The following is a 23,681-nucleotide window of genomic DNA, read 5'->3' as shown; positions in this document are numbered from 1 at the left end:
GATCCACGCGACGGGCCCGGCGCCGGCCTCAACCCCGCTTCCCCGCAAGCGTCATGACGTCGAGCGTCATGACGTCACGTCCGCCATCGCGACCGGCCGCGGCGGGGTCCGCATGCCCCAGCGCGCGACGGAGGGACCGACCGCGCCCAGCGCCGCGAAGAACAGCCCGAGCAGCAGCCAGCCCGTCGCGCCGAGGCCGAGCACCACGGTGGTGAGGATCGCGGGGGCGAGGGCCTGGCCCGCGCTGAAACCGAGGCCGAGGAGCCCCTGGTACTGACCCTGCGCATGGTCGGGGGCGAGGCCGAAGCCCAGGGCGAAACCGGCGGAGGACTCCCAGACCTCTCCCAGGCTGTGGACGAAGACCGCCGCCAGGACCAGCCCCGCGGCAGCCCAGACCGGGGTGTATGCGGCGAGCGCGATCATCGGGCAGCTGACCAGGAAGAGCAGCCCGGCGACACGGAACGCCCTGCCGCCGTCGTGCGGGGTTTCGATGCGGGAACCGATCCTGGTCTGGAGCAGTACACAGAAGGCCGAGTTCACGGCGAACAGCGCGGCCACCGTCCAGCGCGGCGCCTCGGTGTGTCCGGCGATCCAGATCGGCAGGAGCAGGGAGACGACCGGGTATTGCAGCCCCATGGCCCCGTAGAGGGCGGTGAAGATGAGGTACGGACGGTCGGTGAAGGCGAGCAGGCGGCGCTCCCGCGGTGGTGCGGGCAGTACCGGGTAGCGGGGCAGCAGGAGCAGGAGCATCCCGCACAGGGCGAAGCTCGCCGCGTTGCCGAGGATCAGGGCGACATAGGCCTCATGGGTGCCCGCGGCCAGCGCCAGGCCCGAACCCACCGTGCCGAGTACGACTCCGAGGTTGACGAAGGTGCGCAGCCTCGCGCGGAAATGGGCCGGCCGTTCACCCCCGACCCGGGCCACCAGGGCGCCCCAGGCCGCTCCGCCGACCGCCGCGGCGATCTGGTCGACCGTCGCGATGACCGTCAGCATGGTCCAGCTCTCGACGAGTACCAGGGCCGCCATCGACACCGCTTGGACCAGGAGCGCCAGCATCATGATCGTTCGAGCACCGCGCCGGTCGGCGAAGTGCCCGCCGGGTATGCCCGCGCACAGGCCGATCACTCCGGCGATGGTGAGCGCGCCGCCCACCTGCGCCGCGGGCAGGCCCACGATCAAGGTGAAGTAGAGCGCCGACGCGGCGTTGAAGAGACCGTTGCCGACCCGGTTGACGAAACTGGCGGCGATCAGCACGCGCTCCGGCCCGCCGTTCCCCACCCTGTTTCCGATCCGGCCCGCGAGGCCTCCCCTGAACATGGACCGCACGCTAACAGTGGCCGCGGAACGCGCCGAGCCCGCATCGAGCAGGAGGCGGGCGCGAGGCGGCCGCGCCCTGCACGAGGGGGTGCGAGGCGCCTATCAGCACCTCGCCGACCTCACCACCCGGCGGGGTCCGGTCCGCCGATGATGCCCGTGTACGGGTACAACCGGGCGGTCGGCCGTTTGGCTTCGCGGCCCGGGGGTTAACCGGATGCCATGGGATTCCAGTCAGCGAAGCGGGCGCCAGCCGGGGTGGACCCCTCGGGCCGAGACGACGGAGCCGGGCGCGGCGCTCCGGCAGCCGCCCTGCTCAACGCGCTGGACGCGCTCGGCGGGGCGAGGCAGCTGGACAAGATCACCGGCCCGCTGCGCAAGGCGATTCGTGCGCTGCCGCTGGGCCCGTACCGGGCCGTCCTCCAGGGGCGGCCCATCGGCCACCCCCTGCACCCCGTCCTCGTTCAGGTGCCGATCGGTGCGTGGACGTCCGCGGCGGTACTCGACCTCGTGCCCGGCGCCGGCCGCAACGCCCGGCTCCTGGTGGGCCTGGGCGTCGTCTCCGCCGTGCCGGCCGCCTGGGCGGGCTGGGTGGACTGGGCGGAGCAGCCCGAGCGGCAACTGCGTACGGGCATCGTGCACGCCGCGGCGAACGGCGTGGCCATCGGTCTGTATGCCGGTTCCTGGGCCGTTCGAGGCCGGGGCAAGCCGGTGGTGGGGCGACTCCTCGCGTTCGCCGGCCTCGGTGTGGCCAGTGCCGGTGGAATGATCGGGGGCCATCTCGCCTTCCGGCAGGCGGTCGGCTCCAACAAGACCGAGCCGGTCGACCACCTGGTGGCGCCGGGCTGGCACCCCGTCGGCAGCGCCTCGGAGTTCCCCGAGGGGCAGGGGGTGCGACGCATGCTCGGCGAGGTCCCGCTGCTCGTGGTGCGGGAGCCGCACGGCGAGTTCCGCGTCCTGGTCGACCGGTGCAGCCACATGGCGGGCCCACTCTCCCAGGGCAAGGTGGCTGACGGATGTGTCGAGTGCCCTTGGCACGGCAGCGTCTTCCGCCTGACGGACGGCCAGAACGTCGGAGGCCCCGCGACCGCGCCCCAGCCCGTCTTCGAAACCCGGCTCACGCAGGACGGCGCACTGGAAGTCCGCCTCCCCGACGCCGTCTGAGCCCGCACGCCCACGAACGGGCCGAGCCTCGCCCTGCTCCCCCAACCGGGCGACGCCCTCACTCCGCTCCCCCAACCAACCCACGGCCTCCCCGATGCCGCCCCCGCGAACCCGGAATACCTGGAGGAGAGGCGCAGATCCCGCTGCGGCTCGCAGGGGATCGCGGCACCAAGGTCTAGTGCGGGTCAGTTTTCAACAAGGCGCTGGTAAAGGATATGATCTTGTGGCAACGGCCCCGGTCCCCCGGGGTCGTCTCCCATTTTCGAGAGTGAATACCTTTTATGAGCGACCAGTCCCCCAACGCGTACGGAACTCCGCAGCCCGGCGGGATGCCGCCTGCGCCGACTCCGTACGGCTACGACCCCTACGGCCGTCCGTACTCGGACAAGTCGAAGATCGTGGCGGGCGTCCTCCAGCTGTTCCTGGGCAGCTTCGGCATCGGCCGCTTCTACACCAAGCACTTCGGTATGGCCATCGCTCAGCTCCTCACCTGCGGTGGCCTGGGTGTCTGGGCGCTGATCGACGGGATCCTGCTCCTGGTCAGCGACGGCAAGACGGACGCGGACGGCCGCGTGCTGCGTGGCTGAACTCCCGTACCACCGGTCGGCGCCCGGGGAGATTCTCCCCGGGCGCCGACCGCGCCTGCCCTCCGCGGTGCCGCCCCTCGCGGCCACCCTCGCCGCCGCCGCGGGCCTGTTTTACCTCTACGGGCACAGCCCCTTCGACGCCGCGCAGCTTCTCCCCCGCTGCCCCTTCCACTGGGCCACCGACCTCAACTGCCCTGCGTGCGGCGGCAGTCGAATGACCTACGCCCTACTGCACGGCGATCTGGCGACCGCTCTGCGCGCCAATCCCGTACTGTGCGCGGCCGCCCCCATCGCGGCCTGCCTCTACGGCCGTTGGGCCGTCGCGGGCCTGCGGGGCCGTCGGTACCGACTGTCGCTCGGGCGCCGCGGCGTCGCCCTCATTCTCGGTACGGCGCTCGGCTGGACGGTCGTCCGCAACATCGTGGGCTGCTGAAATCCCGTTCCCCTCACCGGACTTCGGCTCTTGACCCTCACGTGGCGTCAGGCCGCACACTCGGACGCGTGGAAGATCACTGGACCGTAGGACGCGTTGCCGAACTCGCCGGCGTGAGCGTCCGCACCCTGCACCACTACGACCAGATCGGACTCGTCCGGCCATCGGCGCGCACCGCGGCCGGATACCGGGCCTACTCGTCGGCCGACGTGGAGCGGCTGCGGGAGGTGCTCGCCTATCGGCGGCTGGGCTTCGGCCTGCGGGAGGTCGCGGAGCTGGTCGGCGACCCGTCCACCGACGCGGTCGCGCACCTGCGACGGCTGCGCGGACTGCTGCTGGAGCAGCGGCGGCGCACCGACTCCATGGTGGCGGCCATCGACAGAGAACTCGACACACGCGCGAAGGGGCTGGAAGTGACACCGGAGAAGCAACTGGAAGTGCTGGGGCCGCGGTTGTACGACGAGATCGGCGGCGCGTACACGGCGGCACGGCAGACCGATCCGAGAATCGCCGCGCGGATCTGGGAGGCGCTGGGAGACGCGCGAACGGTACTGAACGTCGGTGCGGGCACCGGCTCCTACGAGCCCACGGACCGCGTGGTCACCGCGGTGGAGCCCTCAGCGGTCATGCGCGGCCGGCGGCCCGCCGGTTCGGCGCCCTGTGTGGCCGCCACCGCGGAGAACCTGCCGTTCGCGGACCAGTCCTTCGACGTCGCGATGGCCGTCTCCACCGTGCACCACTGGGCGGACCCGATCGCGGGGCTGCGCGAGATGCGGCGGGTGGCCCGGCGGGCGGTGGTGCTGACGTTCGACACCGATGAGCCGGGCTGGCAGAGCCGGTTCTGGCTCACCCGCGACTATCTGCCCGAATTCGCCGCCGTACTGGCGGAGTTCCCCTCCCTCGCCGGGATGGCCGACGCCCTCGGCGGCCGCGCCGAGCCGGTGCCCGTCCCCTGGGACTGTTCCGACGGCCTGTTCGAGGCGTACTGGCGGCGGCCGGACGCCTATCTGGAGGACCGTGTGCGCCGCGCGATGTCGGTGTGGACGAAGGTCGGAACGGCAGCTGAGGAGCGAGCCGTGCGGAGCCTCGGCGAAGACCTGGATTCGGGCCGTTGGGCCGAGCGCAACGGCCATCTCGTCGGTCTCGACGCGGCGGATCTCGGCCTCCGCCTGCTCATGGCGTGAGCACGGGCAGGGTGGGTGCCGCGCCTCCACGCGTCAGGATGCTGGAAGTACAACCGGGCTAGCAGCAGGGCGCGTTCCGCCACGCCGGCCTCCCCCTCCAGACCGCCCCACCAGGTGTCCAGGACGGCGAGCACACGGGGATGGTCTTCCTCGGCAGGACGCCGGACGGTCAGGCCAACGGGCAGGTCATTGATCATCCAGCCAGAATTCCCTTTCACGGATTGCCTCCAAGGCCCGGTGCGTGGCGGGATCCGCGGGGTAGCGGGCGACGATGTGAAGTTCCGGGTCCTCGGCCGCCGTCAGCTTGGCCTGACGGAACGTCAGGAAGCCCAGGCGCGGGTGGTCGAAGCGTTTCAGGGCGGGATTGAAGCCTGCCACGTCGTGTTGTTCCCAGTGGGTCCGGAACCCGGGGTCGGCCTTCGAGACGTCGTCGACGATCTCGGCGAAGCGGGGGTCGCCGGGGTGGCGGTCGGCGGAGGCGCGGAACTGCGCCAGTACCGCCAGGGACTCGCTCTCCCAGCTCTTCAGGATGGTCCGCGTCGGCTGCCAGGCGAAGAGGAGCCAGATCATGTTCCGCCGTTTCGGCGGGAGTTGATCGAGAACACCGTAGATGTCCGCCTCGCTCCGGTTGTGGGCGAGGATGTCCCAGTGCCGGTCGAGGAGGCAGGCCGGGTTGGGGGCGAGGGCGGCGATGGTGGCGCGGAGGTGGTCGCCCACCGCGGGGCAGCCCGCGGCCGGGGGGCGCGGCTGCACGTCGCTCTCGCCGGCCAGGTCGAAGATGTGGCGCCGCTCGGCGCCGGTCAGACGCAAGGTGGTGGCCAGCGCGTCGAGGACCTGCCCCGAGGCCGCGATCGGGCGGCCCTGCTCCAGCCACGAGTACCAGGAGAGGCTCACTCCCGATAGGAGCGCGACCTCCTCGCGGCGCAGACCGGGCGTGCGCCGTCGCGGCCCACCGGTCAGGCCGACATCTCCCGGGCTCAGCCGCTCACGGCGTGAGCGCAGATAACGGCCGAGCACCGCGCGGCGCTCTCTTTCACAATCGTCCATGGTGGGGGCAAGACTATTACTCCCGCTCCCAGGATGATCCGTAAGCGCCGGGCGGCCCGAACTGCCGTGCGCTGAAACGACGATGGACCCATGAAGACGAGCAGTCGATCGACCGCACCGCCCATACGTCCGCCGGAGTTCCAGGTGCCGTTCCCTCTTACCGCGGCGGCCTTCACCGCCAACTTCGACCGGTTCGCCGTCGGCCCGATACTCGTGACGCTGGCCGCCGCCCTGCGCGTGCCGTTGGCCTCCGCCGTGGCGCTGGCCGGCGGCTACGCCCTCGCCTACGGCCTGTCCCAGCCCCTGTGGGGCGTGCTGTCGGACCGGGTGGGGCGGCTGCGTGTGATCCGCGCCGCCCTCTCCGTGGCCACCGTCGCCGGAATCGCCTCGGCTCTCGCACCGGACTTCACGGCGCTCGTCGTACTCCGCGTCGTCACCGGCTTCGCGTTCGGTGCGGTGGTGCCCTCGTCGCTGAGCTTCGTCGGCGACACGGTGGCCGCCGAACACCGTCAGAGCGCGCTCGCCGACCTCATGGCGGCACTCGGCCTCGGCAGCGGCTTGGCCGCCCTGTTCGCCGGGTCGGTCGCCAACTGGCTCAGCTGGCGGCTGGTGTTCGCGGTCCCCGCACTCGCCGCAGCGACCGCCGTGCTCGCCCTGCGCGGCGCACCGGAACCGCCGCGCGCCGCCGCCGGCGGTGTGGCCTCGCAGCTCTCGGCCGTCGTGCGCAGCCGGTTCCTGTACGTCGTCGCCGCACTCGGCGTCGTGGAAGGGGCGGTGCTGCTGGGCGGGCTGACGTTCGTGGCCCCGGCCCTGGAGCACCGCGGTCTGTCCGGCGCCGCGGCCGGGGCGATCACCGCCCTGTACGGCGCCGGGACCCTCGCGTTCACCCGGGCGGTGAAGGCTCTGACGCGGCGCATGCCGGCCCATGGCCTGGCCACGATCGGCGGCGGATTCGTGGTCGTCGGCTATGCGACCGCGGCCGCCGTACCCCGTGTGTGGACGTACGCACTCATGGCCACGCTGCTGGGCGCGGGCTGGGCCTTCCTGCACTCCACGCTCCAGGCGTGGGCGACATCCGTGGTGCCCGAGGCGCGCGGGACGGCGGTCTCGTTCTACGTCGCCGCGCTGTTCGTCGGCAGCGCCCTCGGTGCCGCACTCGGCGGGGAGGCGGCCGACCACGCGCGGTTCGGGGCGCTCTTCGGGGTGGCCGCCGTCATGACCGTCCCGCTGACCGTCGCGGCGGCGATCGGCAGCCATCGCTTCACGACACGGGGGCAGACCGGCCTCCCCGCCCCACGACACTCGGGCGGGCCACCGCAGCAACATCGCCACCACCAAGGGTAGTTACGGCCAGGAGAGGTGTCCCAGACCATGCCGACCAGCACGAAGTCCCCTCTGACCCAGTACACGTTCGCCGAGCTGCGCCGACGGCGGAGCGTCAAGTGGACCGAGTTCCCACCGGACGTCCTGCCGATGCGCATCGCCGAGATGGACACACCGCTCGACGGGCCGATCGCGGACGCGTTGATCCGCGCGGTGGCCGACGGCGACACCGGCTACGCCACCCCGGGCCGCCTGCGCGAGCTCTTCGCGGCGTTCGCCGGGCGGCTTTACGGCTGGCACCCCCACGCACAGGCGATGCGGCTCGCTCCCGACGTCATGTCCGGAGTCGTCGAAGTCCTGCGCGTCACCACCGCGCCCGGCGACGCCGTCGTCGTGAACACCCCTGGATATCCGCCCTACTTCACGCAGTTCGGCCGCATCGGCCTACGCGTCGTGAGCAGCCCGCTGCTCCCGGGTCCCGTGGGGTACCGGCTCGACCTGGACCACTTGGAGCACGTCTTCGCGGCCGGGGCCAAGGCGTTCCTGTTCTGCAACCCCCACAACCCCACGGGGACGGTGTTCACGCCGGAGGAGCTGGTGGCGGTCGCGGAGCTCGCCGAGCGCCATGACGTCCAAGTGGTCGCCGACGAGATACTCGCCCCGCTCGTCCACCCGGGACCCCGCCGGCACGTCCCCTTCCCTTCGCTGGACCGTCCGGCGGCCGCCCGCTCCATCGGTCTCGTCTCGGCCTCGAAGGCGTGGAACCTCGCCGGGCTCAAGGCCGCCCTCATCGTGCCCGGACCCGACGCCGGGGCGACGGTGGCCGCCACCGACGACGAACTCGCGGAAGCGGCCGGGCTGTTCGGGGTGCTGGCCTCCGAGGCCGCCTTCGCCGACGGCAAGCCCTGGCTCGATGAACTCCTGAGCGCGCTCGACGCCAACCGGCGCCTGCTCGCCGACGAGGTCGCCCGACGGCTGCCACGCGTCCGTCATCAGTCACCCGACGCCGGATTCACGGCGTGGCTCGACTTCCGCGGGCTCGGCCTGCCGGAGGACCCCGCCGCACGGCTCCTGCGTACCGCCAAGGTCGGCGTGTCCTCCGGGCTCCGGTTCGGCCCTCCCCTCAGGCCCGGGGAGACCGCCCCCGGGGACGGCTTCGTACGGCTGAACTTCGCCACCCGACCCGATCTGGTCGTCGAGGCGGTGGAGCGGATCGCCGCCGCACTGCCCCCGGTCGACGAAGCCGAAGGTCAGCGGCGCTCCAACAGGCCCCGTACGTAAGCCGCTTGGCCGGTGTGCTGAAGGCAGTCGGAGATGACACTGATCAGCCGGACGCCAAGGGTGACATGCGGCGTCCACCGCTCGTCGACGACGCGGTCGAGCGACGCGTCGTCGACGTCGCGCACGAACGCCAGGGTCTGCTCGTGGACGGCGTCGTAGTATCCGGCCAACTGGTCGGCGGAGATGCCTCGGACCGACGCCACCTGTTCGGCCGAGTGCCCGTACCCGGTCTCCTCCTCGCCCAGCGGCAGATCGAACCGCTCGGCCCAGCCGTCGGTGGTCCACACCTGGTCCCGGCCCGCCGCGCCGGCGACATGGTCGTCCTGGACCCGGGTGAGGTGCCAGACCAGCCAGACGATCGAATTCGCCCCGTCGTCCGGCCGGAACGCCAGGTCCTCCGGCGTGAGCCCCTCGACGACGGTGTGCACTTCCTCCTGGACGCGCCCGAAGGCGTCCGTCAAAACCTCGGCAGTGTTCATGCGTCCATGATCGCCCATGCGTCCCGCGTCCCGCGTGATGGATACCGCCGCACGGCCGCGACGGCGTGCCCGCCCGGCCGTACGTCCTCCGTCGGCCACTGCCGCACCGGTGTGCCGGACGGCATACTGATGGCCGTGCGAGTAGCGATCATGACGGTCGGTTCACGAGGCGATGTGGCTCCCTACACCGGTCTCGCGGACGGGCTGGTCCGGGCGGGGCACGACGTCACGCTGGTGACCCACGCCCGGTTCCAGCCACTGCTCGCGCGGTCGGCCATCCGGTTCCATCCGATCCCCATCGATCCGCATGCCGAACTGCACGGTGCCCGAGGCCGTTCGCTGCACCGCAGCAGGACCGGGCCCGGAAAGCTCGTCCGGGTGCTGGCGATGGCGAGGTCGCTGGCCGAGGAGATGGCGGACGATCTCCTGCGGGCGGCGCAGAGCAGCGACATCCTGCTCCTCGCCGGCTCCGTGGCACCTTTGGGCTTCGCCATCGCCGACGGTCTCGGACTGCCCAGCATCGGGCTCAACCTTCAGCCCCTCCATCCGACCGGTGCCTTCGTCCCGCCGCTGGCCGGTGCCGGATCGTGGGGCGCACCGGCCAACAGGGCGGCCGGGCACGGCATGCACCTCGCCCTGGCGCAGGTGTACGCACCGGCCGCACAGCGAGTACGACGCCGGCTCGGCGGCACCCCGCACGGGCTCTGGGCGCAGCATCGGGAACGTGAGCGCGGCCACTGGCCCGTGCTGCACGGCTACAGCCCGCTCGTCGTGCCGCGCCCTCGCGACTGGCGCCCGGGCCTGGACGTGACCGGATACTGGTGGCCCCGCGTCCCGGATCCTCAACTACCCGACAGATTGCGCGACTTCATCGCCGCCGGGCCCGCCCCGGTGTTCATCGGGCTGGGCAGTGCCACCGTGCCCGACCCGGCCCGGGTGTCGGGCCGGATCGCCCGCGCGCTGCGGGCGGCCGGGATGCGGGGCATCCTGCAAGAAGGCTGGGCCGGACTGCGCGCACAAGGCGACGACATCATCACCGTCGGAGACGTCCCGCACAGCGTGCTGTTCCCCCACCTGGCAGCGGTCGTCCACCACGCGGGGGCCGGAACCACCGGCGCGGGGCTGCGCGCGGGGATCCCGGCGGTGCCGGTGCCGGTCCAGTTCGACGCCGGTTTCTGGGCCGAACGCCTGGTCCGACTCGGCGTCGCGCCCCGCGCCGTTCCCCTGCGCCGGCTGACTGCCGACGATCTGGCGGCGGCGCTTCAGGAGGCCATCGGCGACCCGGGGTACCGCCGCCGCGCCCGGGCCCTGGCGGAGCGCCTGGCCGCGGAGGATGGCGTCACACCGGTACTGGAGGCCATCAACAGGGCGGCGGATCGGAGGAGTTGAGCGCGGATGCCCCTCTGACGCCACCGCCCTCGCGGCGTGCCCACGGCCGACGGGCCGCGTCCTGAGCGGGGCCCTACTGGCTGAAGAAGGCCACCGAACGCAGTTCCAGGCGGTCCGTGGCGGGCTTGCCGTGCGGCTTCAGCGTCCAGGAGAGGCCGGAGCAGTCGGGCTCGGTGAAGACCCTGGCGGACATGTCGGTCCTGTTGTGCGGGGCGAACGCGGGGCGGGAGGAGTCCGGGTCGGCGACCTCCGGGATGGTGATGCAGACGATGTCCTCCGGGTTGACGAGGGTGCCCTTGTGCGGTCGCCCGTCGAGGCCGATGTACTTGTAGTCGAAGTGTCCGGTGGCCGCGTGGGCGGGCGCGCCCAGGGTGGCGATCAGCGCGAGGGCGCCACAGGCGGAGACGAGAGCGTGACGAAGACGCATGGGACTCACTTCCAGACTGGTCGGGGTGGGCCGAGGATGGCCGTCAGGGTCGCCCGATCCCTACCTGACCGGCGTCGGACCCACCCCTGGAGGCGCCGCCGAAAGGATTCGCCCTCACCCATCAGGGCTACCGGCCTCCCGGTTCAAGCGCCGGGACAGGGCGGACCGAAGTCGACGGCCGCGAAGTACCGGGCCCACTCGGCCCGGGTGATCCGAGGATGTGCGCTGTCGCAGATGCGGGCGGTGACCTTGTCCGGACGGGTGTCTGGGGTCCGGATGGTGAAGTCGTTTCCGCCGGTGGCCGGGAGGCGGCCGTCCGGGCTGAACGGCACCGTCGGTACCGGGCCGGAGTGGCCGGTGAGGGAAGTGCCCGGACATCCTCGGCGGCCGGTCCGAGAACGGCCGGCTCCTGGTGAGCCGGAGCTGCAACGGAGCGGCGAGCCAGGCCTGGGACTTCTGACCACCGCCCCGGCAGGCCCGGCACCCCGCGTGCCGGGCCTGGCAGGGCAGACCGGGTGTCGTGCCCGGCGCGATCGGAAGGGGCCGTCCTGCCCCGCGGCCCCTACCTGCGGCCCCTACAGCACCCCCGCGTCCCGAGCCACCCACAGCGAGGGGATGAACGGGCGGTAGCCCAGTTCGTGCCGGATGCGGGTCGTGGACATCACGCCGCCCCAGGGGTCCGGGGCCTCCTTGCCGTAGACCTCGGGCGGCACGGGCAGACCGTGGAACTGGAAGAGGTCCACCGTGGCGACCGGTGCGTCGTCGGCGATGTTGTACACACCGTGCGCGCCGGGTGCGTACAGCAGCCGCCGCAGGCCCTGGGCCACGTCGATGTGGTGGCCCATGTGCAGGCGCTGCATGGCCGGCCAGTCGGGTGCCCATCGCAGCGCCACGGACAGGTGGGGGTCGCCGTCGCCGTAGACGAAGGGCAGCCGGGCGATCCGGAGGTCGTCGAGGCCGTCCAGTGCGCCGAGCGCTCGTTCCGCCTCCGCCTTCGACTCGGGGTAGGCACCCCAGAAGTGGCCGCCCGGCTCGGTCTCGTCGCTCTCGACCAGCGCCCTGCCGCGTCCCCGGCCGTATACGAGCCCGGTGCTGACCTGCACGAACCGGCGTACGCCCGAGGCGACGGCGGCCCGGCCGAGTTCGACGGCCGCGTCCCGGTTGACCGCGCGGGCCTCCTCGTCCGGCACTCCGCGGAACGCGGCGGCCACGTTCACCACCGCGTCCACGCCGTCCGTGGCCTTGCCGAGCGCGTCCGTGTCCCGCAGATCGCCGACCACCACCTGGGCGCCGAGCTCCGCGAACCGCTCACCGCGCGCGCTGTCCCGCACCAGCACCCGCACCCCGTCGCCGGGTGTCGCGTTCTCCAGCAGCCGCGGCACGAACCTGCTCCCGACCTGGCCCGTAGCGCCTGTCACCAATGTCAGCATGGCCGCCTCCTCGTTGTCGTAGCCATGGATCCAGCGTGCGGGCAGGGCGGCCGCGGCGGGAGAGACGCGGTTGTCCAGGGACCGGCGCTCCCTGGATACGGACCGGGATCCGAGGGACCCTGGCGGGGTGGACCGAACCGAACTCGCCGACTTCCTGCGCCGCTCCCGCACCAGGCTCAGCCCCTCCGACGTGGGCCTGAGCGCGGGCCCACGGCGTCGCACCCCGGGCCTGCGCCGCGAGGAGGTGGCTCAGCTCGCCGGGATGTCGGTGGACTACTACAGCCGTCTCGAACAGCGGCGCGGCTCCCACCCTTCGCGGCAGATGCTCACCGCGCTCGCCCGCGCCCTGCGGCTCACGGATGTCGAGCGCGACCACCTGTTCCACCTGGCGGGCGAGGAGCCGCCGCGCCCCGGCGGTTCCTCGGGGCACGTCCGCCCCGGCCTCCTGCTGATCCTCGACCGGCTGACCGATCTGCCCGCGTCGGTGCTGAGCGACTGGGGCGAGGTGCTCGCACAGAACACGATGGGGGTGGCCCTCACCGGAGACAACACGGGGAACAACCTGATCAGGCGCTGGTTCACGGCCCCCGGCACTCGCGCCCTGTTCCCGCCCGAGAACCACGAGCAGCACGCCCGCTCGCACGTGGCGAGCCTGCGTGCGGTCACCGCCGCGCGCCCCGACGATCCGGGCCCCGCCGCGCTCGTCGATGAACTCCGCGCCACCTCACGAGAGTTCGAGGCCTGCTGGCAGTCGCACGATGTCGTCGTGCGCCGCCCGTCGCCGAAGCGGTTCCTCCACCCCGTGGTCGGCGCCCTCGATCTCGACTGCGAGGTGCTGCTCAGCGACGGGTACAGCCAGCAGCTCGTCGTGCACTCGGCACGGCCGGGCACGGACAGCCATCAGCGCCTCGAACTGCTGCGGGTGGTCGGACTCCAGGATCTCGCCCCCAGCTCATAGTTGACGATACGTCAGATCACCGGGTGCGGCGCTCGGGCCCCTCGGTCGCACCACCGCATTCCGAATCAGCCACGGTCTAGTATCCGCCTCGTCGCTATAGTATTTTATTCGCATCCACACGATAGCGACTCACGAGCGGCGGCTGTGGCAGCCGGATGGGCGGGGCGACGTTGGCTGATCAACTGGCGCACGGGAACGGGCGATTGACGCCGATGCGCGGACGGGTCCTGGTGACCACCGGGTGGCTGGAACCCGGGGGCGAGGTGGATCGCTACTTGACCGCGGCGGGGCTCCAGGTCGTCCACGGTTCGGTCCGCGAGCGGGAGCGCCAGGGCCGGTCCCTGGCGGGCGTGGTGGGCTCCGTGGACGCGATCGTCGCGGGGACCGAGCACATCGGCCGAGAGGTCTTCGAGGCGGCGCCACGGCTACGGGTCATAGGCCGCACGGGCGTCGGCCACGACAACATCGACGTGGTGGCGGCCACCGCGCACGGCGTGGCGGTCTGCCCGACCCCCGGCGTCAACCGGCAGTCCGTCGCCGAGCACACCATGGGGCTGCTCCTCGGCCTGGCCCGTGGGATTCCGCGGAACGCCGCATCCGTCCGCGCGGGCCGCTGGGAGCAGCCCAGTGGACGGGAGTTGGCGGGCGCGACGCTCGGCGTCGTCGGCCTCGGCGCGATCGGGCGCCTCGTGGCACGCCTGGCGCAGGCCTTCGGCATGCGGGTCGTCGCACACGACCCGGCCATCGACCGCGCGTACGCGGCCGAGCACGACATCGGCGTACGCGAACTGCCGCGCCTGCTGAACGAGTCCGACTTCGTCAGCCTGCATCTGTTCCTCAGTCCCGAGACCCGTCATTTGCTGGACGCGAAGGCGTTCGCCCTGATGAAGCCCGGCGCCTTCGTCATCAACACCGCGCGCGGAGGCATCGTCGACGAGGACGCCCTGGCCGAGGCGCTCGCCTCCGGTCGGCTCGGGGGCGCCGCCATGGACACCGTGCGGACGGAACCCCTGCCGCTGGACAGCCCGTTGCGCTCCTTCGACAACGTGCTGGTGACCGCGCACATCGGCGCCGCCACCGTGGAGTCGCGGGCCCGTTCGGGCCTGATGGCCGCTCGCTCGGTGCTGACCGTGCTGCGGGGCGGCCGTGCCGAGCACACCGTCAATCCCGAGTACGCCGAGCTCGGGGACCGGGACCGCCCGCGCGGGGCGGAGGGGCGATGACGACGTGGCGCTGGGCCGCGAACCTCAAGTGGCTCTTCACCGAGCTGGCCTTCGATGCCCGCTTCGACGCGGCCGCGGCGGCCGGTTTCGCGGGTGTGGAGTTCCCGTCCCCCTACGGCTGTGCCCCAGGCGTACTGCGCCGACGGCTGCGCGACGCGGGACTGACCCAGGTGCTGATCAACACTCCCATGGGTGAGCCCGGAACACCGACCCGTTCGGGACTCGCCTGCATCCCCGGCCGCGAGGGCGAATTCCGGACCGGGGTCGAGCGCGGCCTGGAGTACGCGGCCGAACTGGACTGCGGCCTGCTGCACGTCGTCGGCGGGATCGTGCCCGCCGGGGTGAGTCGTGACCGGGCGTTCGCGCGCTATGTCACCAATATCGCTTGGGCGGCGGAGCGGGCGCGTCGGACGGGAGTCCGGCTCGTCCTCGAAGCGCAGAACAAGCGCGACTGCCCCGGCTTCGTGCTGGAGTCCCAGGAACAGGCGGCCGCGGTCGCGGAGGCGGCCGGCGACGAACACGTCGGTCTGCTGCTCGACTTCTACCATCTGCAGATCGACCAGGGCGATCTCATCAGCACCTACCGACGCCTCCAGAACCGGGTGCGCCACCTCCAGCTCGCGGACTCGCCCGGGCGCCACGAGCCCGGGACGGGTGAGATCGGCTGGCGTGCCCTGCTGCGGGCCGTTGCCGACTCCGGTTACCGGGGCTGGATCGGCTGCGAGTACGCGCCGGCCGGCGAGACCGTGGCGGGCCTGGACTGGATGCGGCGCGTCGAGGAGGTGGCGGCGTGACCGGTCCCCGGATCGCCTTGATCAGCGCCGTGCCCGCGGCGATGGCCCCGGCCGCCGACGCGTTGCGCACGGGCTTCCCCGAGGCCCAGGTGTGGCACCTGCTGGACGACCGGCTGCTGTCCGACGCGGCGGGTGCCGGTGGTCCGACCGCCCCGCTGCGGGCCCGGATGCGGCGCCTCATCGAGCACGCGGTGGCCGGGGGCGCCGACGCCGTACTGCTGACCTGCTCGCTCTACGGGGTGGTGGCGCAGGAGCTGGACGGGGAGGGCGGGAGGGCGGTCCCGGTGCTGGCTCCGGACGCGGCGGCGTTCGAGCGGCTGGCGTCGGGTGGGTACCAACACGTCCTGGTGATCGCCTCGTTGGAGGCGGCGCTCCGGGACTCCATGGACCGGCTTCGCACCGCTCTGGCTCACGACGCGCCGACGGCGGGCGGCGTCGAGGTGTCGGGGGTCGTCGTGCCGGGAGCCCTGGCGGCGGGGGACCTCGGCGCGCTGGTAGAAGTGCTGGCCGGGGCGGCGTCCGAGCCGGCCGCCACGGCGGACGCGGTCTTCCTGGCCCAGTATTCGCTGGCTCCGGCGGCCCCCGGGCTCGCGGTCGCGCTGGAAGTGCCGGTGGTGTCCGGTCCGACGAGTGCCGCCCATGCGTTGCGCGCCGCACTCCTCAAGGGCTCCTGCGCGACCGCACTTCCCAAGGAAGCCTGAGCGCCCCGTACGCCGGCCACACCAACGCCACGTCACGCACCCGGCACCCCTCCGTGTCCGTGCCCGCCCGCTGCCCCGGCGCGCCCGCGCCCACGTCTTCCCGTCGGTCCCACCCCGCGACCCGCTCGCGGGTCGACACCCCTGCCAACAGAGAGGTCTGGCGTGGCTCCCTCATCCGACGTCGGTCTACTGGTCACCGGCTTCGTCGGCATCGTCACCGTCGTTCTGCTCATCACGACACCGCTGAAGGTCCATCCGTTCCTGGCGCTGGTGATCGGCGCCCTGGGGATCGGGCTCGTCGCCGGCGAGGCGCCCCCGGCCGTCGTCAAGTCCGTCACCACGGGGGCCGGCGGCACCCTGGGTCAGACGGGCCTGATCCTGGTCCTCGGCACCATCCTCGGCACCGTACTCGCCGAGTCCGGAGCCATCGGACGGCTGGCCACGGTGCTGACCCGGGGCCGCTCGCTGCGCACCATCCCGTGGATGGTGAGTCTGCTGGCCCTGATCGTCGCGCTCCCCCTCTTCTTCGAGGTCGCCCTGGCAGTTCTGCTTCCCCTCCTGTTCAGCATCGCGCGGGAGGTCGAGACGTCGCTCCTGGACAGTGATGGCCGCGACGCCAAGGGCAGGAGGACCTCGCCCTATCTGCTCGTGGGCGTACCGGCCCTCGGCACCGTCGCCTCGGTGCACGCACTGGTGCCGCCCCATCCGGGGCCGACCGCCGCGGCGACGGCCGTCCACGCCGACGTGGGGACCGTCATCGCGTACGGGCTGCCCATCGCCGTCATCACGATGGTGGTCTCCGGACAGTTCCTCGCCGGTCCGATCGCCCGCCGGATGTTCCCGGTGCCTCCCCCCAGACTCGTCGAGCAGTTCGCGCTCAGAGCGGCCGACGACCGCATACCCCCTGGCATCGCGATGTCGGTCGTGCCTGTCGTGCTGCCGCTGGTCCTGGTGGTGGGCCAGTCGGCGGTCACCGTCGGCGGCCTGCACGGGAGTTGGGCCGACGCGCTCGGCTTCGTCGGCCAGCCGGTGGTCGCCCTGCTCATCGCCGTACTCGTCGCCTTCGTGGGCCTCGGCCGGGCCCGGGGAGTACGCGGGCGACAGGTGAAGGGACAGGTCGACGACAGCATCGCGGCGATCGCCCCGATCCTGCTCATCATCGGCGGGGGCGGCGCCCTGAGCGGTGTCATGGTGGACTCCGGGATCGGCAGGGCGATCGCCCATCTCACCCACGGCCTGGGCATCTCGCCCCTGATCCTGGCCTGGGTGATCGCGGCCCTGATCCGGCTCTCGGTCGGCTCCGCGACAGTCGCCATCATCACCGCGTCCGGCATCGTCGCGCCCATCATGGCCGACAGCCCGGGACTGCACCCGGCGCTCGTCGTCCTCGCTCTCGGCTGCGGCTCGATCATCTTCCCGCACATCAACAACGCGGCTTCCTGGCAGGTCAAGGAGAGCTTCGGCATGTCCCTGAGGGACATGTTCCAGAGCTTCACGGTGATCGAGACCACCGTGTCCGTACTCGGCCTCGGCTGCGTCCTGGCCGCGTCCGCCCTCATCTAGGGCCGGCCACCCCCGGCCCGGCAAGACGGAAGGAACGAATCAACATGATCGGCGTGATCGCCGACGACGTCACCGGCGGCACCGACGTCGCGGCCGCCCTGCGCCGTCAGGGCCTCCGCACCCAGCTCTGCTTCGGCCTGCCCGCCCGGCTCCCGGCGCGCTACCCGGCCGACGCCACGGTGATCGCGCTCAAGACGCGAACGGCCCCTGTGGTGACGGCGGTTGAGGAGAGCCGGGCCGCCGCCCAGTGGCTGACCCGTTCCGGAGCCGAGCAGCTGTACTTCAAGTACTGCTCCACCTTCGACTCCACCGACCGGGGCAACATCGGCCCGGTCCTGGACGCGCTCGGCGAAGCGACCGAGGGCCGCCCCGTCGTCACCACACCGAGCTCCCCCGAACACGGTCGCACCCAGTACCAGGGGTACCTCTTCGTCGACGGCACCCTGCTGTCCGAGTCCCCCATGCGGAACCACCCCCTCACACCCATGCGGGACTCCTACCTCCCCCGGCTCCTCGACGCCCAGTCGGCACACCCGGGCTGCGCCGTTCTCGACCACTCCATCGTCTCGGGCGGCGCCGGCCGCATCACGGCCGCCGTTCGCCAACACGCGGGCCGGACACGGTACTTGCTCGCGGACGCGCTCAGCGACGCCGACCTGGACGCACTCGCCCGGGCCTGCGCCGGACTGCCGCTGCTCGCGGGGGCGGCCGGCCTCGCCGGAGCGCTCGCCCGGGTGCACGCCGAGCGGATCCCCTCCGTCCGGGACGGCCTGGCGTCTCCGCCGCCGCGCCCCGGCGGGCCCGCGGTCGCTCTCGCCGGAAGCTGCTCCCGGCGCACCCTGGAGCAGATCGACGCCATGCGCTCGGCGGGCCGCCCCGTCCACCCGCTCGACCCCATGGCCGACCACGACCCCGCCCGACTCGCCGACCGCGCGCTTGCCTGGTACGACGGGCTCGGCGCCGCCAGGTCGGCCGCGGGAGCACTGATCCACTCCTCCATGCCGCCCCCGGCGCTGCGCACCGTCCAGCAAGCGCTCGGCACGGACCGGGCCGCTGCGATCCTGGAGGCCGCGCTCGGCCGCATCGCCACCGGGCTGGCCGCACGTGGAGTGACCCGGCTCGTCGTGGCCGGAGGCGAGACGTCCGGCGCGGTCGTCACGGCACTCGGCATCGAGGGCGGCCAAGTCGGTGCGGAGGCGGCCCGAGGGGTCCCCTGGATCCACACCGCGACCGGCCTGAACGTCCTGCTGAAGTCGGGAAACTTCGGCGAACCGGACTTGCTCCTCGCCGCCACGGCCATCGCGGCGGGAAGCCCGGCATGACCTCCCGCGAGCGGATCGCCGCGGGCGAGGACCTCGTGCGGACCGCGCGTTCGGTGTTCTCCCGCCGCCTCACCCACGGCCGCACGGGCAATCTGTCCGTGCGCGTCCGGCAGGGCATCCTGGTGACACCCACCGGATCGAGCCTCGGCACGGTCACCGCGGAGCAACTCTCCCTGGTCGACGCCCGGGGCCGGCATCTCGACGGGTCGCCGCCCTCCAAGGAGGCCGCGCTGCACGCGGCGGTGTTGCGTGCCCGGCCCCTCGCACGGGCCGTCGTTCACACCCACTCCACCCACGCGGCCGCCGTCTCCTGTCTCGCCGGGCTCGACCCCGACAACGCGCTGCCGCCCCTGACCGCCTACTTCGCCATGCGCGTCGGACGCCTTCCGCTGCTGCCCTACTACGCACCGGGCGACCGGCGCCTGGCACAAGCGGCGGAGGAGGCGGCCCGGCTCCGGCATGCCGTCCTCCTGCGCAATCACGGCCCTCTCGTCGCCGGACCCTGCCTGGCGACCGCCCTCGACGCGCTGGAGGAACTGGAGGAGACGGAGCGGCTGTTCCTGCTGCTGCGGGGCATGCCGACCCGACCGCTCACCGACGCCGAGCAGGCCGCCCTCACGCCCCCCGCATAGCTCGCGGCTCGACCGCCCACCACCGCCCCCGAGAGAAGGAAGCGAACTCACCGTGCCCGACAGGAACAGCGACAGCCACCCCGACTCCGCGACGGCGCAGGCGCCGGCGGCGGCGGACCACCCCGACGCCGTACCAGCGCAGGCGCCGACGCCGGACCACCCCGCTCAGCACTCCGTCACGCTCTTCAGCGCCCTGGCCGTACGCAAGGCCCTGGACGAGGTCGTCCTGCCCGCCTTCACCCGGGGCACCGGGATCGCCGTCAACGCCGTGTTCGACCCGACGGTCCAGCTCGTACGCCGGATCGACGCGGGCCAGTCCTTCGACGTGCTGATCGGCGTCACCGACTCCCTCCACCCGCTCGCGGAACGGGGGTTGGTGGCTCCCGCGACCCGAACCTCCCTGGCCCGTACGGGAGTTGGTCTCGCCGTTCCGCCCGGGGCGCCGCGCCCGGACATCAGCACGCGGGCTGCCCTGGTCGCCACGCTGCGGGCCGCCCGCAGTGTGGCCTACTCGCGGACCGGCGCGAGCGGCCTGTACTTCGCCGGGCTCCTGGACGACCTGGGCATCGCCGACGAGATCAATGCCAGGGCGACCGTCATCGAAAAGGGCTTCATCGCCGAGGCCGTGGTCGACGGGCGGGCCGACATCGCCGTCCAGCAGCTCAGTGAGCTGCTCTTCGTCCCCCGGGCGGACATCGCGGGACCGCTCCCCGAAGAGGTCCAGCACTACAGTCACTTCTCGGCGGTCCTCGGCACCGGCTCCACCCGCTCCCCCGCCGCACGGGCCCTGCTGGCCCACCTGCGCGGGCCGCTCGCCGCCGAGGCCTACACGAACACCTGGCTCGAACCGACGCTCAAACCGACGAAAGAAGGCTGAGCCCCCGGGGCCGGCGCACCCCGGCGCTCTGCCGCCCCCGCCCGCGACGTCTCAGTGGGCGCCGGATGTCAGGATGCGGTCCTTCGCCTCGGCGAGGTGACGGCGCATCAGCTCCGCCGCGCCTTCCGCGTCCCGGCGCTCCAGGGCCCGGTGGATCAGGCGGTGCTCCCCCGCGGCGTGCGAGGCGCCGGTCCTGCCTCGCTTGCTGAACATCCGGAAGCGCTGCACGTGGCCGCCGAGCGCGAGCAGCGCCTGCTCAAGGAAGGGGTTGCCGCTCTGCGCCGCGATCATCCGGTGGAAGGCGTCGTCGGCCCGCCAGTAGTGCTGGAACCCGTCCGTGCGGGTGTCCGCGCTGGACGCCGAGTGGTCCAGCTCATCCACCGCGGCACCCAGCGTTGCGAGGAACTCCGGCGTGGTCCGCAGCCCGGCCTCCAGCGTGAGGGCGGGTTCGAGCACCGCCCGGGCCTCGAAGAGCTTGCCGATCTCGCGGTCACTGAGCGCGTCGGCCACCCGGTAGCCCTTGAGGGCCTCGCGCCGCACCAGACCGGTGTGTTCGAGGCGCGCCAGCGCCTCGCGCAACGGAGTCTGGCTGACGTCGAGTTCACGCGAGAGCGCGCCGATGTTCAGCGCCGAGCCCGCGACCCTCTCACCCGCGATGAACTGTTCGAGCAGCACCTTGTACATGCGGTCTGCGATGGGCTCACGTACGGGACCGGACTTCGTCGACACCATCATCCTCGCGGGCTTCGTACAGGATCAGTCTCATTGATGTGTAAAGGACACGAATCATATACCCGGGATCCTTTCCGCATCGCGGCACGTCGTGGGGCCGGCCGGCGAACGCCTCGCGGGCTTCGTCACGGCACCATCCAGCCCAGTACCGAGGTGGACTGGAGCCAGGCGAGGACGCACAGGGCGGTGAGGACGGCCAGGCTCCAGCCGATCACCTTGCGCAGGATGTCCCCCTCGCGGCCGGCAAGTCCCACGGCTCCGGCGGCGATGACGAGGTTCTGCATCGCGGCGGCCTTGCCCTGCACCCCGCCGGTGCTGTTGGTGGCCGCCGCCAGCAGCGGGGAGATGCCGACGTGCTGGGCCGCGGTCACCTGCATCGCGCCGAACAGGGCGTTGGACGAGGTGTCGGAGCCGGTGAGGGCCACCCCGAACCAGCCGAGCAGGCCGGACAGAAGCGCGAAGAGACGGCCTGCCCCCGCCAGCCACACCCCGAGCGACACGGCCATCCCGGACAGGTTCATGACGTAGGAGAGGGCGAGGACGCAGCTGACGGTGAGGGCGGCCCAGCGGATCTGCCGGAGGGCTTCGCCGTAGCAGCGCACCGCGCGTCGCGGAGACACCCGCAGCACGCACGCGCTGACGACTCCCGTGCAGAGCAGCAGCGTTCCGGCGGCGCCGAGCCAGCCGAAGTCGAAGGTGGCGACCGCGACCGGCCGCCCGCTCGCGCTCACGACATGCAGTCCGGGCCAGGTGAACGACACGTCCTGGGCGTCGACGAACCGGGCGACGGGGCCGTCGTAGGAGACCAGGGAGAACAGGAGTGTGAGCAGCGCGTAGGGAAAGCAGGCGCGGAGCACCTCGCGGCGCGGATCGGCGCGCGGAACCGGGGCGCCGGGCCCGGACATGACCGGAGGGGGCACCAGAGGTGCCGCCGCGGCCGGGGCGAGGGCGGGCTCCGATTCGGCGGGGACACGGCTCGCGACCGGCACCCGGGTCCCGGCGCCGGGGCCGGCGTCCGGAGGGCGTGCCGGGCGTCGGACGCGCAGCACCACGAGGACCGCGCCGGCCGAGACGAGCGCGCCCACGAGGTCGGTGAGCTGGTAGGCCAGGTGGTTGGAGCACAGGTACTGTCCGGCGCCGAAGCCCGCTCCAGCCGCGAGGGCGACCGGCCAGAGCTCGCGCAGCCCGCGGCCGCCGTCGAGGATGAACAGGAGGACGAACGGCACCAGGAACGCGATCACGGCGGACTGCCGGCCCACCATCGCGCCCAGTTCGGTGGCGGGGAACGAGGTCACTTTGGCAAGTGCCTGGATGGGGTTGCCCACCGAACCGAAGGCGGCGGGCGCGGTGTTGGCGAAGGTGGCGATCGCCGCGGCCTTGAGCGGTGGCTGGCCCAGGCCCACCAGGATGACCGAGGTGACGGCGATGGGGGTGCCGAATCCGGAGAGCGACTCGACCATCGCGCCGAAGCAGAAGGCGATGAGGATCGCCTGGACGCGAGGGTCGTCGGAGAGCCGGGCGAAGCTCCGGCTGATGACGGCGTCATGCCCGGAGGCGCGCTGGAGGCGGTTGATCCACACGGCGCCGAGCACGATCCACACGATCGGGAAGAGACCGAAGGCGGCGCCCTCGGTCGCACCGAGGGCGACCTGTCCGGCCGGCATGCCGTAGACGGCGACGGCGGTCACGGCGGCGGTGGCGAGCCCCGCGAGGGCCGCCCGGTACGCCCTGACGCGCAGAACGCCGAGCAGCACGAGCAGCACGATGAGCGGGGTCGCGGCGAGGAGTGCGGTGAGGGCAGGGTGGCCCAAGGGGTCGGTGATCTGGCGGTACACGGAGCTCTCGCTTTCTGCGGCCGGGAAGGAGGTGGCGGCAAGAACGCTCGATCCGTCTGCGGAAGGACACACAGACACGGGCATGGATTCCGCATCGCGGAACACTGCTTCCGATTGGTGTCACAGCTTGAGAGCACTCCGGGGCTCCGTCAAGGGGTCCCGTCAACAACTCCCTTCATTGGCACGGGACTTGTGGTTTCCCAGCGCCCTACCGAGGCGCTCCGCGGCAACCACCACCATGGCCGCGAACCGCTCACCCGAGGCGGCCGTCATACGGCTGGTCGGCACGTTCACGCTCAGGCTCGCCACCGGCAGGCCGTCCATGCCGATCACCGCCGCCGCGACGGCCGACACGTCCGCCCGCCACTCGCCGCCGTTGGTGGCGTAGCCGCGGCCTCGGACCTCGGCGAGTTCGGCCCGCAGCCGGTCGGGGTCGGTGATGGTCGCGGGCGTGAACTCCGGCAATGCGTGCGCGAGTTGGCGTTCCCATGCCTCCATCGGGCCGGCGGCGAGGATCGCCTTGCCGTTGGCCGAGGCGTGTACGGGCAGGTCCTGGCCCAGCGGCAGCACGATGCGTACCGGCTGGCTGGTCTCCAGACGCTCGATGAGGACGACCCGTTCACCCTCCGGCACGGCGAGGTGGACGGTCTCGCCGCACTCCCGGCGCAGCTCCTCCATCACCGGCACCGCGGCGTCCCGCAGCCCCAGTTCACCGGTGGCCCGGCGGCCCACATAGAGCGCTTTGGCGGTGACCGCCCAACGGGTCGGCGTGCCGGCGGCCGGACGGATCCAGCCCGCCTCGTGCAGGGTGAGCAGGCTGCGCTGCACCGAGCTCTTGGGCAGCTCCAGGGCGCGGGCGAGCTCGGCCACCCCGATCGGCTGGCGCTCGGCGATCTCCTCCAGCGCCCGGAGCGTGTTGAGAACGTTCTGCATCCTTGACTCCCCTGGGACGACGACCCTACCCTCTTGCGTGCCATAGAACGGTA

The 23,681-nt window shown here is 72.4% G+C and carries 22 protein-coding genes and 1 pseudogene; 15 read left to right on the top strand and 8 right to left on the bottom strand.

Going from position 1 to position 23,681, the window contains the following annotated elements; genetic code table 11:
* Positions 1-66: 66 nt before the first annotated feature.
* Entirely contained in the window at positions 67-1,317 is a 1,251-nt protein-coding gene (locus tag ACFYNP_RS10780) for an MFS transporter (protein ID WP_388784584.1), read from the bottom strand.
* A 219-nt stretch (positions 1,318-1,536) separates the two neighbouring features.
* Here ACFYNP_RS10780 and ACFYNP_RS10775 point away from each other — a divergent pair, with 219 nt between their 5' ends.
* From ACFYNP_RS10775 to ACFYNP_RS10760, 4 genes and pseudogenes are all read left to right on the top strand, one after another.
* Positions 1,537-2,478: a Rieske 2Fe-2S domain-containing protein gene (locus ACFYNP_RS10775; RefSeq protein WP_388784581.1), complete on the top strand. Its 942-nt coding sequence runs from the start codon at positions 1,537-1,539 to the stop codon at positions 2,476-2,478.
* 302 nt (positions 2,479-2,780) lie between these two features.
* Positions 2,781-3,065, top strand: a pseudogene (locus tag ACFYNP_RS10770) (TM2 domain-containing protein); the annotation flags it as partial.
* Positions 3,058-3,498, top strand: coding sequence for a DUF2752 domain-containing protein (locus ACFYNP_RS10765; RefSeq protein WP_388784578.1), 441 nt, complete (start codon positions 3,058-3,060; stop codon positions 3,496-3,498). The pseudogene ACFYNP_RS10770 and the gene ACFYNP_RS10765, both read left to right, overlap by 8 nt.
* A gap of 68 nt (positions 3,499-3,566) precedes the next feature.
* Positions 3,567-4,682, top strand: coding sequence for a MerR family transcriptional regulator (locus tag ACFYNP_RS10760; RefSeq protein WP_388784576.1), 1,116 nt, complete (start codon positions 3,567-3,569; stop codon positions 4,680-4,682).
* 186 nt (positions 4,683-4,868) lie between these two features.
* Here the strand turns inward: ACFYNP_RS10760 and ACFYNP_RS10755 are convergent, their stop codons facing one another.
* Entirely contained in the window at positions 4,869-5,729 is an 861-nt protein-coding gene (locus tag ACFYNP_RS10755) for a helix-turn-helix transcriptional regulator (protein ID WP_388784572.1), read from the bottom strand.
* Positions 5,730-5,819: 90 nt separating this feature from the next.
* Here ACFYNP_RS10755 and ACFYNP_RS10750 point away from each other — a divergent pair, with 90 nt between their 5' ends.
* Positions 5,820-7,073: an MFS transporter gene (locus ACFYNP_RS10750; protein ID WP_388410648.1), complete on the top strand. Its 1,254-nt coding sequence runs from the start codon at positions 5,820-5,822 to the stop codon at positions 7,071-7,073.
* A gap of 27 nt (positions 7,074-7,100) precedes the next feature.
* Complete coding sequence (locus ACFYNP_RS10745) at positions 7,101-8,333, top strand: MalY/PatB family protein (RefSeq protein ID WP_388784569.1); 1,233 nt, start codon at positions 7,101-7,103, stop codon at positions 8,331-8,333.
* Here the strand turns inward: ACFYNP_RS10745 and ACFYNP_RS10740 are convergent.
* The gene (locus ACFYNP_RS10740) at positions 8,303-8,812 is read right to left on the bottom strand and encodes a DUF664 domain-containing protein (protein WP_388784566.1); all 510 of its coding nucleotides are present in this window, start codon (positions 8,810-8,812) and stop codon (positions 8,303-8,305) included. The genes ACFYNP_RS10745 and ACFYNP_RS10740 overlap by 31 nt on opposite strands.
* Before the next feature lie 150 nt (positions 8,813-8,962).
* Between ACFYNP_RS10740 and ACFYNP_RS10735 the strand changes: the two genes are divergently transcribed.
* Positions 8,963-10,201: a glycosyltransferase gene (locus ACFYNP_RS10735; RefSeq protein ID WP_388785262.1), complete on the top strand. Its 1,239-nt coding sequence runs from the start codon at positions 8,963-8,965 to the stop codon at positions 10,199-10,201.
* Between the two features lie 73 nt (positions 10,202-10,274).
* On the opposite strand, the gene ACFYNP_RS10730 is transcribed toward ACFYNP_RS10735, so the two are convergent.
* Together ACFYNP_RS10730 and ACFYNP_RS10725 are read right to left on the bottom strand one after the other, a co-directional pair.
* On the bottom strand, positions 10,275-10,628 hold the full coding sequence (locus ACFYNP_RS10730) for a hypothetical protein (RefSeq protein WP_388410656.1): 354 nt from the start codon (positions 10,626-10,628) through the stop codon (positions 10,275-10,277).
* A gap of 575 nt (positions 10,629-11,203) precedes the next feature.
* On the bottom strand, positions 11,204-12,058 hold the full coding sequence (locus tag ACFYNP_RS10725) for an NAD-dependent epimerase/dehydratase family protein (RefSeq protein WP_388784563.1): 855 nt from the start codon (positions 12,056-12,058) through the stop codon (positions 11,204-11,206).
* Positions 12,059-12,185: 127 nt separating this feature from the next.
* Between ACFYNP_RS10725 and ACFYNP_RS10720 the strand changes: the two genes are divergently transcribed.
* From ACFYNP_RS10720 to ACFYNP_RS10685, 8 genes are all read left to right on the top strand, one after another.
* Positions 12,186-13,016 (top strand): helix-turn-helix transcriptional regulator, encoded by an 831-nt coding sequence (locus ACFYNP_RS10720; RefSeq protein WP_388784559.1) that lies wholly within the window; start codon positions 12,186-12,188, stop codon positions 13,014-13,016.
* A 230-nt stretch (positions 13,017-13,246) separates the two neighbouring features.
* Complete coding sequence (locus ACFYNP_RS10715; protein ID WP_388784556.1) at positions 13,247-14,239, top strand: phosphoglycerate dehydrogenase; 993 nt, start codon at positions 13,247-13,249, stop codon at positions 14,237-14,239.
* The gene (locus tag ACFYNP_RS10710; RefSeq protein ID WP_388784554.1) at positions 14,236-15,033 is read left to right on the top strand and encodes a hydroxypyruvate isomerase family protein; all 798 of its coding nucleotides are present in this window, start codon (positions 14,236-14,238) and stop codon (positions 15,031-15,033) included. The genes ACFYNP_RS10715 and ACFYNP_RS10710 overlap by 4 nt, the downstream gene beginning before the upstream one ends.
* The gene (locus tag ACFYNP_RS10705; RefSeq protein ID WP_388784552.1) at positions 15,030-15,734 is read left to right on the top strand and encodes a hypothetical protein; all 705 of its coding nucleotides are present in this window, start codon (positions 15,030-15,032) and stop codon (positions 15,732-15,734) included. Before ACFYNP_RS10710 ends, ACFYNP_RS10705 begins: the two co-directional genes overlap by 4 nt.
* 162 nt (positions 15,735-15,896) lie before the next feature.
* Complete coding sequence (locus ACFYNP_RS10700) at positions 15,897-17,297, top strand: gluconate:H+ symporter (protein ID WP_388784549.1); 1,401 nt, start codon at positions 15,897-15,899, stop codon at positions 17,295-17,297.
* Positions 17,298-17,341: 44 nt separating this feature from the next.
* A complete protein-coding gene (otnK, locus tag ACFYNP_RS10695; protein WP_388784546.1) occupies positions 17,342-18,619 on the top strand; it encodes a 3-oxo-tetronate kinase in 1,278 nt (425 codons plus the stop codon).
* Complete coding sequence (otnC, locus tag ACFYNP_RS10690; protein WP_388784544.1) at positions 18,616-19,251, top strand: 3-oxo-tetronate 4-phosphate decarboxylase; 636 nt, start codon at positions 18,616-18,618, stop codon at positions 19,249-19,251. The genes otnK and otnC overlap by 4 nt, the downstream gene beginning before the upstream one ends.
* Before the next feature lie 52 nt (positions 19,252-19,303).
* Positions 19,304-20,128, top strand: coding sequence for a substrate-binding domain-containing protein (locus ACFYNP_RS10685; RefSeq protein WP_388784542.1), 825 nt, complete (start codon positions 19,304-19,306; stop codon positions 20,126-20,128).
* Between the two features lie 51 nt (positions 20,129-20,179).
* Here the strand turns inward: ACFYNP_RS10685 and ACFYNP_RS10680 are convergent, their stop codons facing one another.
* The 3 genes from ACFYNP_RS10680 to ACFYNP_RS10670 form a co-directional block, all read right to left on the bottom strand.
* Positions 20,180-20,863, bottom strand: a complete 684-nt coding sequence (locus tag ACFYNP_RS10680; protein WP_388784539.1) for a GntR family transcriptional regulator — start codon at positions 20,861-20,863, stop codon at positions 20,180-20,182.
* A 122-nt stretch (positions 20,864-20,985) separates the two neighbouring features.
* Positions 20,986-22,695, bottom strand: a complete 1,710-nt coding sequence (locus tag ACFYNP_RS10675) for an L-lactate permease (protein ID WP_388784536.1) — start codon at positions 22,693-22,695, stop codon at positions 20,986-20,988.
* 162 nt (positions 22,696-22,857) lie between these two features.
* A complete protein-coding gene (locus ACFYNP_RS10670; RefSeq protein WP_388784533.1) occupies positions 22,858-23,628 on the bottom strand; it encodes an IclR family transcriptional regulator in 771 nt (256 codons plus the stop codon).
* Between the last annotated feature and the right edge of the window lie 53 nt (positions 23,629-23,681).

The sequence above is a fragment of the Streptomyces sp. NPDC006691 genome (assembly GCF_042869955.1).
In the GTDB taxonomy this organism is placed as follows: Bacteria; Actinomycetota; Actinomycetes; order Streptomycetales; family Streptomycetaceae; genus Streptomyces.
Note: the sequence above shows the minus strand (reverse complement) of the source record. Positions and strands in the feature narration are given on the sequence as shown.